Annotated in this window: 12 protein-coding genes and 1 tRNA gene; 7 read left to right on the top strand and 6 right to left on the bottom strand. The window is 65.0% G+C overall.

Annotation, left to right across the window (positions count from 1 at the left end):
* The first annotated feature begins 159 nt into the window (after nucleotides 1–159).
* Nucleotides 160–1,671 carry a YifB family Mg chelatase-like AAA ATPase gene (locus tag BMG00_RS05830; protein WP_078573637.1) on the top strand — a complete coding sequence of 504 codons (1,512 nt, stop codon included), beginning with the start codon at nucleotides 160–162 and terminating at the stop codon, nucleotides 1,669–1,671.
* Here the strand turns inward: BMG00_RS05830 and BMG00_RS05835 are convergent.
* The 4 genes from BMG00_RS05835 to rsmI are packed head-to-tail and all read right to left on the bottom strand — an operon-like array spanning nucleotide 1,652 to nucleotide 4,803.
* A complete protein-coding gene (locus tag BMG00_RS05835) occupies nucleotides 1,652–2,560 on the bottom strand; it encodes an alpha/beta hydrolase (protein ID WP_078573638.1) in 909 nt (302 codons plus the stop codon). The two genes, BMG00_RS05830 and BMG00_RS05835, sit on opposite strands and share 20 nt — an antisense overlap.
* Nucleotide 2,561: 1 nt before the next feature.
* Complete coding sequence (gene gshB, locus BMG00_RS05840; protein ID WP_078525349.1) at nucleotides 2,562–3,503, bottom strand: glutathione synthase; 942 nt, start codon at nucleotides 3,501–3,503, stop codon at nucleotides 2,562–2,564.
* 59 nt (nucleotides 3,504–3,562) lie between these two features.
* Nucleotides 3,563–3,928 (bottom strand): YraN family protein, encoded by a 366-nt coding sequence (locus BMG00_RS05845; RefSeq protein ID WP_078573639.1) that lies wholly within the window; start codon nucleotides 3,926–3,928, stop codon nucleotides 3,563–3,565.
* Complete coding sequence (gene rsmI / locus BMG00_RS05850) at nucleotides 3,925–4,803, bottom strand: 16S rRNA (cytidine(1402)-2'-O)-methyltransferase (RefSeq protein ID WP_078527156.1); 879 nt, start codon at nucleotides 4,801–4,803, stop codon at nucleotides 3,925–3,927. The genes BMG00_RS05845 and rsmI overlap by 4 nt, the downstream gene beginning before the upstream one ends.
* 146 nt (nucleotides 4,804–4,949) lie before the next feature.
* On the opposite strand from rsmI, the gene BMG00_RS05855 reads away from it, so the two are divergent.
* From BMG00_RS05855 to murJ, 3 genes are all read left to right on the top strand, one after another.
* The gene (locus tag BMG00_RS05855) at nucleotides 4,950–6,125 is read left to right on the top strand and encodes a penicillin-binding protein activator (protein WP_078573640.1); all 1,176 of its coding nucleotides are present in this window, start codon (nucleotides 4,950–4,952) and stop codon (nucleotides 6,123–6,125) included.
* 102 nt (nucleotides 6,126–6,227) lie between these two features.
* Nucleotides 6,228–8,948: a [protein-PII] uridylyltransferase gene (locus BMG00_RS05860; RefSeq protein ID WP_245795000.1), complete on the top strand. Its 2,721-nt coding sequence runs from the start codon at nucleotides 6,228–6,230 to the stop codon at nucleotides 8,946–8,948.
* 1 nt (nucleotide 8,949) lies between these two features.
* Nucleotides 8,950–10,503 carry a murein biosynthesis integral membrane protein MurJ gene (murJ, locus tag BMG00_RS05865; RefSeq protein ID WP_078525357.1) on the top strand — a complete coding sequence of 518 codons (1,554 nt, stop codon included), beginning with the start codon at nucleotides 8,950–8,952 and terminating at the stop codon, nucleotides 10,501–10,503.
* Between the two features lie 9 nt (nucleotides 10,504–10,512).
* Here the strand turns inward: murJ and BMG00_RS05870 are convergent, their stop codons facing one another.
* Entirely contained in the window at nucleotides 10,513–11,517 is a 1,005-nt protein-coding gene (locus BMG00_RS05870) for a hypothetical protein (protein WP_078573642.1), read from the bottom strand.
* Between the two features lie 58 nt (nucleotides 11,518–11,575).
* Between BMG00_RS05870 and BMG00_RS05875 the strand changes: the two genes are divergently transcribed.
* Nucleotides 11,576–11,992: a hypothetical protein gene (locus BMG00_RS05875; RefSeq protein WP_078527158.1), complete on the top strand. Its 417-nt coding sequence runs from the start codon at nucleotides 11,576–11,578 to the stop codon at nucleotides 11,990–11,992.
* A 55-nt stretch (nucleotides 11,993–12,047) separates the two neighbouring features.
* Here the strand turns inward: BMG00_RS05875 and BMG00_RS05880 are convergent.
* Nucleotides 12,048–12,131, bottom strand: a tRNA-Tyr gene (locus BMG00_RS05880).
* Nucleotides 12,132–12,258: 127 nt separating this feature from the next.
* Between BMG00_RS05880 and rlmB the strand changes: the two genes are divergently transcribed.
* Entirely contained in the window at nucleotides 12,259–13,032 is a 774-nt protein-coding gene (rlmB, locus tag BMG00_RS05885; protein ID WP_078525360.1) for a 23S rRNA (guanosine(2251)-2'-O)-methyltransferase RlmB, read from the top strand.
* Between the two features lie 264 nt (nucleotides 13,033–13,296).
* Entirely contained in the window at nucleotides 13,297–13,716 is a 420-nt protein-coding gene (locus tag BMG00_RS05890) for a CoA-binding protein (RefSeq protein WP_078573643.1), read from the top strand.
* Nucleotides 13,717–13,722 lie beyond the last annotated feature (6 nt).

Below are 13,722 nucleotides of genomic sequence, written 5' to 3' on the forward strand. Positions count from 1 at the left end.
ACGCGCAAAATCAACGAATTGGAGCCTCCCGGCCGGATGACGGCATCGAGGATCGAGCGCCTGAGTCGGCGCCTTCTCAGCCCTCTAAGCGCGTCTATCGAACGTTAACCTTTCCTAAACCATGCTCCCCTAGCACTGGGACGAGCACCCGGAGAGGAAATGGTCAGCCAGAGCTACACGGTCGCGTTCGAAGGGGTGGAGGCCCGGCTGGTCGAGGTGCAATGCGCACTTTCCGACGGGCTTCCGGCTTTCGCGGTCGTGGGGCTGCCGGACAAGGCTGTGCAGGAAGCGCGTGAGCGGGTGCGTGCAGCGCTTGGTGCGCTCGGCGTGGCGCTTCCGATGCAGCGGATCACGGTCAATCTCTCGCCGGCCGATCTGCCAAAGGAAGGTTCGCATTTCGACCTGCCCATCGCGCTGGCACTGCTGGGAGCGATCGGGCTCGTACCGCGCGACAAGCTCGAAGCCCTTGTCGCACTCGGAGAGCTATCCCTCGACGGCAGGTTGCTGGCAGTCGCCGGCGCGCTGCCCGCGGCAATGGCCGCCGCAACCAGCGAGCGGAGCCTGATCTGTCCGAAAGCCTCCGGCGCCGAAGCCGCCTGGGTCGGCGCGACCGAGGTGTTCGCGCCCGCAACACTTTCCGCCGCGATCGACCATCTGACAGGGCGCGCGCCGCTCGACCCAGCCCGCCCCGGCCTCATCTCGCCCGATCCGCACCCGCGCGACCTGCGCGACGTGAAGGGGCAGGAACGGGCCAAGCGCGCGCTGGAGATCGCAGCCGCAGGCCGCCACCACCTGATGATGATCGGTGCGCCCGGCTCGGGCAAATCCATGCTCGCCGCGCGCCTGCCCTCGATCCTGCCGGAAATGAGCCCCGAGGAGATGCTGGAAACCTCGATGATCCATTCGCTCTCGGGACTGATCAACGAGGGCGGGATTTCGCGCGCGCGCCCGTTCCGCGAGCCCCATCACACCGCCTCGATGGCCGCGATGATCGGCGGCGGGCGCGGCGCGCGGCCCGGCGAAGTGAGCCTTGCCCATAATGGCGTGCTGTTCATGGACGAATTTCCCGAATTCCCCCGGGCCGTGCTCGAAACCCTTCGGCAGCCGATCGAAACCGGGGAAGTCGTCGTCTCGCGCGCCAATGCGCATATGCGCTACCCCTGCCGCTTCCTGCTCGTCGCGGCAGCGAACCCATGCAAATGCGGCTATCTCGGCGATGCCGGGCGCGCCTGCTCGCGCGCCCCCTCTTGCGGCGAGGATTACCTTGCACGGATCTCCGGGCCCCTGATGGACCGGTTCGATCTGCGGCTCGAAGTACCGCCTGTCCGTTACGCGGATCTCGATCTTCCCGCGACCGGAGAAAACTCGGGCGCGGTCGCGGCCCGCGTGGCCCAAGCGCGCGCGCTCCAGTCCCGGCGATTTGCCAAAGCTCCGACGGTGCGGGTCAATGCCGAGGCGGAAGGCGCGCTGCTCGAGGAAATCGCGACGCCCGATGCGGAGGGCCGCGCGCTGCTGTCGCGCATGGCCGAACGGGTCGGCCTCTCGGCGCGGGGCTATCACCGGGTTTTGCGGGTCGCGCGCACGATTGCCGATCTCGATGCCGAAGACGCGGTGCGCCAGCCCCATATCGCAGAGGCGCTGAGCTACCGGATCACCGTGCAGGCAGGTTGAGCATCGCGCGCGCAGCCTTCGCCGCATCTTCGAGCGCCGCCCGCGCCTCGGGCACGCGCCCGTCGAAGAACTGCCAGACATGCGGGGCGTCAGGCCAGCTTTGCACCGTCACACTCGCGCCGAATTCGCGCAACCGGTCGGCCATGCGCAACGCGTCGTCAGCCAGGATCTCGGTCATCGAATGCTGGATCAGGACCGGCGGCGCATCGGGGAACGCGGCAAAGAGCGGAGAGACTTCGGGATCGCTCGCGGGATGGCCTTGCAGCGCCAGATCCACCGTGTCCCCGATCCGCTCCACCGGCAACAGCGCATCCTTGCGGGCATTCGTGCGCAGGCTGCCCCCCGAACAGGTCAGGTCGGTCCAGGGCGAGAAGGCGATCACGCCCGCGGGCGCCCGCCCCTGCCGGCAAAGCCGTCCCAGAAGCGAAAACGCCAACCCGCCACCGGCGCTATCACCCGCAAGAACGATCTGCGCGGGCTCATAGCCCGCAGCAATAAGCCCATCGAAGGCCGCCTGAGCATCCGCAATCGCCGCCGGAAACGGTGCCTCGGGCGCGAGCCTGTAGTCGACCGCCAGAACTTCGATCCCGCTCAGCTGCGCCAGTCGCGCGGCGACACCGCGATACATCCAGGGCGAACCCGCGATATAGCCGCCGCCGTGGAAATAGAAGATCACCTTGCCGATCGAGGTCTGGCCCACGCGCAACGACAAGGCCGGCCGCCCGCCGAGCGTTGTCCGCAACAGGCACAGGCCTTCGGGTTCGCGCACCACCCAGCTCGCCATCCGCTCCATCTCGCGCCGCGTTGCAACCGGTTCGCGGAACCGTCGCACCATCGGCTTGGCCGCGATCCGCAGCCAGGCGTTCAGGAATCTGAGCCGGATAGACATTTCAGCCCCGCTTTGCCTCGATGGCCTCCCAGATCCGCGCAGCGATATTCACGCCGTCGAACCGCTCAAGTTCCTGAATGCCCGTGGGCGAGGTCACGTTGATCTCGGTAAGCCAGTCGCCGATCACGTCGATGCCAACGAAGATCTGCCCTTTCTCGCGCAGGACCGGCCCAATCGCGGCGCAAATCTCCCGATCTCGCGCTGTCAGTTCGACCTTCTCGGGCCGCCCCCCGACATGCATGTTCGAGCGCGTCTCGCCCTCGGCGGGCACGCGGTTGATCGCGCCGACCGCTTCGCCATCGACGAGGATGATCCGCTTGTCGCCTTTCGAAACCGCGGGCAGGAACTTCTGCGCAATCAGCGGCTCGCGATTGATCCCCATGAAGAGCTCGTGCAGCGAGGACAGGTTGCGATCGTTCGGATCGAGCCGGAAGACGCCTGCGCCACCATTGCCATAAAGCGGCTTGAGGATGATGTCGCCATGCTTGGCCTTGAAATCGCGAATCACCGACAGATCCCGCGCAATCAGCGTCGGCGGCGTGAGATCGGGGAAATTCAGCACCAGAAGCTTTTCAGGCGAATTGCGCACCCAGAACGGATCGTTGACGACAAGCGTCTGCGGATGGATCCGCTCGAGCAGATGCGTCGTCGTGATATACCCCATGTCGAACGGCGGATCCTGGCGCAGCCAGACGACATCCCAATCCGCGAGGTCGACTTCGGTTTCCTCGCCAAGCGTGAAATGATTGCCCCGCTCGCGCCGCACCGTCAGCGGCCATCCCCGCGCAAGGATCCGCCCCTCGCGATAGATCAGCCGGTCAGGCGTATAGTAGAACAGCTCATGGCCCCGCGCCTGCGCCTCTTCGGCGATGCGAAAGGTACTGTCGGCCCCGATATCGATTGCTTCGATCGGGTCCATCTGAATTGCGACTTTCAAACCCATTCGCGCCCCCTTTCATTGCAGCCTTGATGCAATGTGGCGCGCGCCAATGCAATCTCAACTCACATTCCGAGATAGGCATTCTCCAAAACCCGGATTTTCCCGACCTCATCGACCAGCGCGAGGTCGAAGCGGACCTTGCGGTTGGTATTGGCCGGCACGGGATGGCGCATCAGATACTCTTCGACCGAGATGCAGATCCGCCGCATCTGGCGCGGACTGAGACGTTCGGCGGCCCGGGCATGGCTGCGCGATTTCTTCACCTCGATGAAGATCAGCATATCACCGTCGCGCGCGATCAGGTCGATCTCTCCGCCGAAACGACCGCGCCAACGATGTGCCGCCACTTCGCGCCCATCGCGCTCATAGAGACGCGCGACCTGCTCTTCGGCAGCAAGCCCGGAATAATAGGACAAAGCTCCGCTCATTTTTCCTTCTCCAATGCCAGCGCGGCCTGATACACCTTTCGCCGCGGCAGCCCGGTCTGGGCCACGACCTCATCCACGGCATCACGCAGACTTGCCTGTGCCATGACCTCCCGCAGCCGTTCCTCGAGTTCCTCCGCCCCGATCTCCACCGCATGGGCGCGGTCGATCACGAGCACGATTTCCCCTTTCACGGGGGTTTCTTCGAGGCTCTCGGAGATCTCGCTCAGGCTACCCCGGCGGACCTCTTCGAAGCGTTTGGTCAGTTCACGACACAGCGCCGCTTGCCGTTCTTCTCCGAAGGTTTGCACGCAGTCCCTTAACATTTCGCGAATGCGTTTGGGACTTTCATAAAAGACGAGTGTCGCCGGGACAGTCTTGAACTCCGACAACCAGTTGAGCCGTGCACCGCGGGTATTGGGGGCGAATCCGGCGAACAGGAAACGATCGCTTGGCAGGCCCGACAGGGTCAGTGCAGTCAGCACCGCCGAAGGCCCCGGAGCGCTGTGCAGCGCAAATCCCGCCTCGATCACCGCGCGGGCGAGCTGATAGCCGGGATCGGCCACCAGCGGAGTACCAGCCTCCGAAGCATAGACGACGCTGCGCCCATCCTCGATCGCGCGGAGAATTTTCGGGCGCATCGCGGCCCCATTGTGGTCGTGATAGGCCAGTAGCGGGCGACCGGCGAGCGGGACGCCATGGATCTCCATGAGGTGACGCAAGCTGCGGGTATCCTCGGCCGCCAGAACATCCGCGGTGCGCAGCAGGTCGAGCGCGCGCAGGGTGATGTCGCGCGCGGCCCCGATCGGCGTCGCGATAAAGTAGAGCCCGGCGGCAAGCCCACCCTTGCTGCGCGCTTGCGCCTCTGCGCTCGGCATGGTTTCGCCGGTTTCGTCTGGCTCCTGCATGGGCCCTCTCATCCGCTGCGTGGATCGTTTACTTCGCGCCGGGTTATGCGTAGGCTCGGCCGCGCGCCATAGCGCTTCGCGCACCAGTTTTCCCGAACGCCCATAAAGGACGTAGCATGTTTGATCTTCTCCGTAACCCCCGTGCCCTCGCTGCCCGAATCGTCGCGGTTTTCGCGCTCTTCTGGCTTGCCGCCTGTCAGCCCGGAGGTATGGGGAATACCGGCCAGCGCATCGACACGAGCGCGCCTGTGAAGGTCGCGTTACTGGTGCCTGCGGGTTCGGGCAATGCCGGAGACGAAACCCTCGCCGCCCAGCTGCGCAACGCCGCGAACATGGCGATCGCCGATCTGCAGGGCGTGAAGATCGACCTCCAGGTCTACAACACCGCCGGCAGCCCCGCGCAGGCGGCGGCGATGGCGAGCAAGGCGGTCGACGAGGGCGCGAAGATCATTCTCGGGCCGGTCTATGCGGAATCGGCCAACGCTGCGGGCCTCGCGGTCGCCTCGCGCAATGTCAACGTGCTCGCCTTCTCGAACGTCACCAGCGTGGCTGGCGGCAATGTCTTCGTGCTTGGCCCGACGTTCGAAAACACGGCCAACCGGCTCGTGTCCTACGCGGTGCGCCAGGGCAAGCGCCGGATCATGGTCGTGCATGAGCAGACCACCGCAGGCGAGATCGGCGCACAGGCGATCCAGACCGCGATCTCGCGCCGAGGCGGCGCGCTCGCGGGCGTTGCCTCCTACCCGTTCTCCCAGCAAGGGCTGGTCGATGCGATGCCGCAGATTGCAGGCCGCGTGAAAGCCGGCGATATCGATGCGGTCTTCATGACGGCAGATACCGCAGGTGCGTTGCCCTTGCTCACTCAGCTCATGTCCGAACAGGGCGTGAACCCACAGAGCACGCAATACCTCGGCCTCACCCGCTGGGACATCCCGCCGGCGACGCTCGCGCTGCCGGGCGTGCAAGGCGGCTGGTTCGCCAAACCCGATCCGGGTCTTCAGGCACAATTCGCGGCGCGCTACCAGGCGGCCTATGGCTCGGCGCCGCTCGCGATCGCGGGGCTGGGTTATGACGGCATCGCCGCGATCGGCGCGCTCGTGAAATCGGGCAATCCGAACGCGCTGACCAAACAGGCGCTGACCCAGCGCTCGGGATTCGTCGGGGTCAACGGCGTCTTCCGCCTCCTGCCCGACGGCACCAACGAACGCGGGCTTGCCATCGCGCAGGTCCAGAACGGCCAGGCCGTGGTGATCGACCCCGCGCCGCGCAGCTTCGGCGGAGCCGGGTACTGACCCGCGCCCTTCCATGACATCAGAGGGCCCGAGAGGGGACGAGACCGAGAAGTGAGCACCAAGACCGACCTCGCCCCGGACCAGTCCGGGGCGCCCCTTCTTCTGAATGGCGACCATCTCTTCGAAGCGCTTGATGCCGCGATCGGGGATCTGAGCGAACCGCGCGAGATCCGCGCCGCCACCGTCTCCTTCCTCGCCGAGGAGCGCGCCCGCGCCAATGACTGGATCGAGGCGGATTTCCGAACCCACCCGCGCGCTGCGCGGGCGACCGTCGAAGCCTACGCGCAGATGACCGACGGCATCGTGCGATCGGTGCTGCGCATCGCCACGACCCGGCTGCACCGGCTCGGCACGCCGACCGAGGCCGAGCGCTTCGCAGTGCTGGCGGTGGGCGGTTATGGCCGCGCCGAGATGGCCCCCCATTCCGATGTCGATCTGTTGTTTCTGACCCCCTACAAGATCACCCCTTGGGCCGAGAGCGTGGTCGAATCCATGCTCTACATCCTGTGGGATCTGAAGCTGAAGGTCGGCCACTCCTCGCGCACGCTCGACGATTGCATCCGGCTCGGGCGCGAGGACATCACGATCCGCACCGCGCTTCTCGAACACCGCTGCGTGGGTGGCGACGAGAAACTGGCCGAAGCGCTTTCGCAGCGGTTGCGGCACGATCTTTTCGAGGGCAGCGAGGCCGAGTTCATCGAGGCGAAACTGGCCGAACGCTCGGCCCGCCACCGGCGTCAGGGCGGGCAGCGCTATGTGCTCGAACCCAACGTCAAGGAAGGCAAGGGCGGCCTGCGCGACCTGCAGACGCTCTACTGGATCGGCAAATATATCCACCATGTCGGTCGGGCGCGCGAGCTGATGGAGATCGGCGCCTTCTCACCCGAGGAATACGAGACGTTCCACGATGCCGAGGATTACCTCTGGGCGGTGCGTTGCCACCTGCACCTGATCGCGCGGCGCGCCGCCGATCAGCTGACATTCGACATGCAGGTCGAGGTGGCCGAGCGGATGGGCTATCGCGATCTCGCGGGCCGTCGCGCAGTCGAGGTCTTCATGCAGGATTATTTCCGTCACGCGACCGCCGTTGGGGATGTGACCCGGATCTTCCTCACCAAGCTCGAAGCGCAGCATGTGAAGAGCGCGCCGGTGCTGCAGCGCATCTTCCGCAGGCGGCGCAAGCTCAAGGCGCCCTATTCCGAGCAGAACGGGCGTATCAACGTCGCCGACGAACAGGCTTTTCTCGGCGATCCCGTCAACCTGCTGCGGCTCTTCGAGGAAGGGCTGCGTACGGGGATGCTGATCCACCCGGATGCGATGCGGCTGGTCTCGGCCAATCTCGATCTGATCGACGACGAGATGCGCAACAATCGCGAGGCGCAACGGATTTTCCTCGACCTGCTGCTGAAGCACGGCAATCCCGAACGCGCGCTGCGGCGGATGAACGAGCTGGGCGTTCTCGCCGCCTTCATTCCCGAATTCGAGCCGATCGTCGCGATGATGCAGTTCAACATGTATCACAGCTACACGGTGGACGAGCACACGATCCAGGTCGTCTCGACACTGGCCCAGATCGAGCGGCGCGAACTGATCGAAGACCTGCCTCTGAGCTCGCACATCCTCGAGGAGGGGATCAATCGCAAGGTGCTCTATGTGGCGCTGTTGCTGCACGATATCGGCAAGGGGCGGCCCGAGGATCATTCGATCCTGGGAGCCAGGATCTCGCGCAAGGTGGCGCCGCGTCTCGGGCTCAATCAAGAGGAGTGCGAAACAGTCGAATGGCTGGTGCGCCATCACCTGTTGATGTCGGATGTGGCGCAGAAACGCGATCTGAGCGACCCGCGCACGATCCGCGATTTCGCGCGACAGGTGAAGTCGCGCAAGCGGCTCGACCTGCTGACCGTGCTGACCGTCTGCGACATTCGAGGGGTCGGCCCGAACGTGTGGAACAACTGGAAAGCGACACTGCTGCGCAAACTCCACGCCGAGACATCGCTTGCGCTCGAACACGGGCTCGAAGCGATCAATCGCGAGCAGCGCACCGACGAAGCCAAGCGCGCGCTGCGCGAAGTGCTCGAGACGCTCGGCGACTGGGACGCGCGCGAGATCCGCACCGAGCTTGGGCGTCATTACGATCCCTATTGGCAGTCGCTCAACACCGCCAATCACGAGATTTTCGCACGATTGCTGCGCGGGCTTGGCGACAATGAGATCCGCATCGATCTGCACCCCGACGACGATCACGACGCGACGCGGGCGAGTTTCGCACTCGCCGACCACCCCGGCATCTTCTCGCGGCTCGCGGGCGCTCTGGCGCTGGTCGGTGCGAACGTGGTCGATGCGCGCACCTACACGTCGAAGGACGGTTACGCGACGGCGGTGTTCTGGATTCAGGACGCCGAGGGCCACCCTTACGAAGCCTCAAAGCTGTCCCGCCTGCGCGGCATGATCGAGAAGACGCTGAAGGGCGAAGTGGTCGCGCGCGATGCGCTCAAGGATCGCGACAAGATCAAGAAGCGCGAGCGGGAGTTCAAATTCCCGACCCATATCACCTTCGACAATGAGGGCTCGGATATCTACACGATCATCGAGGTCGATACACGCGACCGCCCCGGCCTGCTTTATGACCTGACGCGGGCGCTGGCCTCGAACAATATCTCGATCTCCTCGGCGGTGATCGCAACCTACGGGGCGCAGGTGGTCGACAGCTTCTACGTCAAGGACATGTTCGGGCTGAAGCTGCATTCCAAATCGCGTCAGGGGGCTTTGGAAAACCGTCTGCGCGATGCCATCGCGTCGGGCGCGAAACGAGCGGGCAACTGACATGAAACCGATCCGGCTGGTGCGCGGCTTCATGACGGTGGGCGGCTGGACGATGGCGAGCCGCGTGCTCGGCTTCGCCCGAGACATGATGATCGCGGCTTTCCTCGGCGCAGGCCCGGTGGCCGAGGCGTTCCTCGTGGCGTTCTCGCTCCCCAACCTCTTCCGCCGTTTCTTCGCCGAGGGGGCGTTCAACACCGCCTTCATCCCGATCTTCTCGAAGAAGCTCGAAGGGGGCGAGGATGCGCAAGGGTTCGCCCGCGAGGCGATGGGCGGGCTGGCCTCGGTGCTGATCGTTCTCACGCTGATCGCCTCGGCCGCGATGCCGTGGCTGGTGCTGGCGATGGCTTCGGGCTTTGCCTCCGATGAGCGTTTCGAGATCGCGACGACCTATGGGCGCATCGCCTTTCCCTATATCCTTTTCATCTCGCTTGGCGCTCTGCTCTCGGGCGTGCTGAATGCCGCCGGCCACTTCGCCGCCGCAGCCGCCGCGCCTGTGCTGCTGAACGTGACCTTCGTCATTGCGATGCTTCTGGCGGATCATTTCGGTCTGCCGGTGGGCGATGCGCTGGCCTGGTCGGTGCCGCTCGCGGGGGTGGCGCAATTGGCGCTGGTCTGGGTCGCGGCATGGCGTACTGGCTTCAGGATCATCCCGGCCCGACCGCGCCTGAGCCCCGATATGAAACGCCTGATCCGCATCGCGATCCCGGCGATGCTGGCCGGTGGCGTGGTTCAGATCAACCTGCTGGTGGGCCGTCAGGTCGCCTCGCATTTCGACGGCGCGATTGCCTGGCTCAACTATGCCGACCGGCTTTATCAACTGCCCTTGGGCGTGGTGGGCATCGCGATCGGCGTGGTGCTGCTACCGGACCTGTCGCGCCGGTTGCGGGCGCGTGACGTGGCGGGCAGCCGTTACTCCTTCTCGCGCGCGGGCGAATTCGCGCTGCTGCTGACGGTTGGCCCCGCCGTGGCGCTTCTGGTCGCGGCGCAGCCCATCGTCTCGGTCCTCTTCGAGCGCGGGCAGTTCACCCATGACGACACCATCGCCACCGCCTGGGCCACCGCGATCTACGGGCTGGGGCTGCCCGCCTTCGTGCTGCAAAAGGTGCTGCAACCGCTCTATTTCGCTCGCGAGAATACTCGCACACCGTTCAATTACGCGCTGGTCGCGATGGTGGTGAACGCGGTGCTGGCGATCGGCCTTTCACCCTTCATCGGTTATCTCGCCGCCGCCTGCGGCACCACTTTCGCCGCTTGGGCCATGGTCGGGCAGCTCTGGCTCGGCTCGCGTTCGATGGGAGAGGCTGCGCATTTCGATCACCGCTTCCACCGCCGCCTGCCGCGCATCGTGGTTTCGGCTCTGGTGATGGGCGCGGCGATCTGGGTCGTGACCTGGGCCGCTCCGGGCCTCTTCACCGTGCCGGGACTGCGCGCATTGGCGCTGCTGGGGCTCGTGCTGTTCGGGATGGCGGTCTATTTCGGCACTGCGATCGCGATCGGCGCGATGCACATGGCCGATCTCAGGGGCGCGGTGCGCAAGGGCCCGGGCGGCGCCTGACGCCGACCCTTAGCGCAGCCAGAGCTTCGCGCGCTTGATCCGGTTGCGCAGCATCTTCTCGGTGCGCGGCATTCCCTCGCTCGCGATGATCTCGCGCAGTTTGCGGCCCTTGCCCTGATAGATCAGCTTCTTCGCAGGCTCGTAGAGCTTGAGCACCTTCTTGATCGGGTTTGGCGCCACGACCGTCTCGACCATCTCGATTGCCGCATCGCTTTCGCGCGCATAGAGCAGCGGCAGCGCACGGTAATGGCAGCTCACCGCCCCGTCGACCCCGTCGAGCTCGGGCCCCGGCCTTCCGCCTCCGAAGGAATGGATCACCAGCGGCAGCGCCACCTGATCGAGCCAGGGATCGAGCGACTGACACGCGAGCTCGTCAGGCGTCTCGTCGCGAATAGCCCGGGCATAATTCAGGAAGCGCGCGCCGAACTCTGCCGGATCCGCCCCGAAGAACCAGCCCGCGTTGAAATACATGTAGCGCCGCCAATACTCGTCGGGTTGGCTCAGATCGAGCGTCTCCTCGAATCCGTCGAGGCCGAACTTGTCGTAAAGCGATTTCCAGATCGCAGTATAGCCGGGCCCGTAAAGCGGCGGCTCGGGCCAGGTCCCCGTGCGGCGCATCGAGGCGGAGGGCTTCGTGAAATCGAAACCCACATCCGAGAGCGGACCGGTGAAGACCGTATCGGTATCGAAGAAGACGAAAGGCTCGCCCGCAGGCAGCGCCGCAAGAGCTTCGATCTTGTTGCCATAGGGATAGGACTGGCCGAAGACCTTGCTTTCGAAAGGCACGATTTCGGCCCCTGCCCCTTCCAGAATCGCGCGCACCGGCCCCGAGATTCGCACTTCCTCGGACCAGCGCGGCCCGGGTTGCGGTTCGGCCACCAGAAGCCTGCCGGCGAAATCGGGATTGGCCGCGCGGAAACTCAGCACGAACAGAATAGCCTCGTATTCCAGACGACCCGATTGTGCGATGCAGAAGACGTTGAAGGGTTGAGGTCTCGGGGTTTTCGCCGTCATACTGCCGCCCAGGGAGGATTTTTGCGCAGTATAGCGAGAAAGCCCGGGGGTGAAAGTGATGAGCGTGCGGAAGTTGAGCGGGGCCGTACTCGCAGCGATGCTGGTGGCGGCGCCGGTGGCAGCGCAGAATTTCACCACCGCCGCCGAGGTCCGCCCGATCCTCGACATGACCCGCGATTCCTGGGTGGCGATCCGCGAACGCGGTGACAAGGATCTGGTCTATTTCACCCATCTTCTCGCCTGGCGCTGCGGGCTGAGCGAGATCCGCTACGGCTTCAACGGCGCGGCCCCCAACGCGAAATTCAAGATGGAAAAATGCCACGAAGGCAGCGCCCAGCCCAATGCGATCTCGGGCGACAATGTCTTCGTGTCGCAGCCCAAGGGGTCGGTGAAGGACGTCCGCGTGAAGCTGATCTACGATGACGGCAGCTCCGAGGAAGCCCGCTTCAAGCGCAACGCAGTGCTCTCACGATGAACCGCCTGCAAGCCCCGGAGGCTTGCGAGATCACCAGTTCCGAAAAGGGGGGAAGTGGTGGGTGACCCTGGAATCGAACCAGGCATGGGTCTCCCCGGCGGAGTTACAGTCCGCTGCCGCACCTTGCAGCACGTCACCCGACGCTTGGCGGGAGATACAAAAGGGGGCGGGGGGCGTCAAGAGCCGGATTTGCGAAAAATCGCGCTCCGAGATCGCCGCTTGCCAAAGCCCGCCTTTGCGCGCAGGTAGGGGCAAAGGAGACAGCGATGAAAAAACCGGCCTGGGTGATCGAAAAGGAACGTGCCAAGCGCGCAGCGGCATCGGAAACGGTGTGGCTGTTCGGCCTGCACGCGGTGCGCGATGCGCTCCAGAACCCGATGCGCGAGAGACTTCGGCTGGTCTGCTCGAAGAATGCCGCCGACAAGCTGTCCGACGCGATCGCTGCCTCGGGCATGGAGCCCGAGATCGTCGATGTGCGCAAGTTCGACAAACACGTGCCGATCTCGCAGGATTCGGTGCATCAGGGCGCGGCCCTCGAGGTCAAACCGCTCGACTGGGGCGCGCTGAAGGATGTCTGCTATGATGCACGCATCGTGGTGCTGCTCGACCGGGTGACCGACCCGCATAACGTGGGCGCGATCCTGCGCTCTGCCGAGGTGTTCGGCGCTGCCGCCGTGATCGCCCCGCACCGCCATTCCGCCCCCGAGACCGGGGCGCTCGCCAAGACCGCGAGCGGCGCGTTGGAGCGTCAGCCCTATCTGCGCGTGAAGAACCTCTCCGACGCGATGGAGGAGCTACGTTCGATGGGGTTCCGGCTGCTTGGCCTCGCGGGCGAGGCGAACATGAGCCTCGAGGACGGGCTGAGCGAGGCCGGGATGGAGCCGGTGGCGCTTGTGCTTGGCGCCGAAGGTCCGGGCCTGCGCGAGAAAACCCGCGAGACCTGCGACCGGCTGGTGCGCATCCCCTTCGCCGGGGAGTTCGGCTCGCTCAACGTCTCGAACGCCGCGGCCGTGTCGCTCTATGCGGCGGCGAACCGCTGATTTTCACAAGAACGCGAGCTTGTGGCGCGAAGGTCTTTAAGACCGGCGGGGGGCTTCCTATCTCATTAACAGAAGCGCCGCTCCGGAACCGCAGCGCTTCTAGTTCACTGTCCCTCGTTCCGCCACTTATGCGCCCTTGCTTCATGCTCGGGCGCATTTTTCTTTGGCGGGAAAGCGAACGGACAGGGCAACCCCGCCGTCGGCGCGTTCTTGAAGCGCCCCGGCATTTGTCCCTATACCAACAAGGCAAGACAGGAGGCCCCAATGCAAGACGAGATCCGCGATATTCTGCGCGAGGCGAAGGTAATCGCCGTGGTGGGGATTTCCCACAAGACCGATCGCCCCTCCTACGATGTCGCGCGTTACCTGCAATCGAAGGGCTACCGGGTCATCCCGGTCAATCCCGGCCTCGCTGGGCAGGAGTTGCTGGGTGAGACGGTCTATGCCGATCTCGGAGCGATCCCGGACGAGATCGAGGTGGACATGGTGGATGTGTTCCGGCGCTCCGAGGCCGTGCCCGAGGTGGTCGAGGACGCGCTCGCCCATCTGCCGAAACTGCGCACGATCTGGATGCAGCTTGGCGTCACGCATGAAGAGGCTGCGGAAAAGGCGCGCGCGAAAGGCGTGCGCGTCGTGATGAACCGCTGCCCGAAAATCGACTATCCGCGCCTGATGGTGGGCTGAGGGGGC

Origin of the sequence: Thioclava marina (genome assembly GCF_002020135.1) — a bacterium.
GTDB lineage: Bacteria > Pseudomonadota > Alphaproteobacteria > Rhodobacterales > Rhodobacteraceae > Thioclava > Thioclava marina.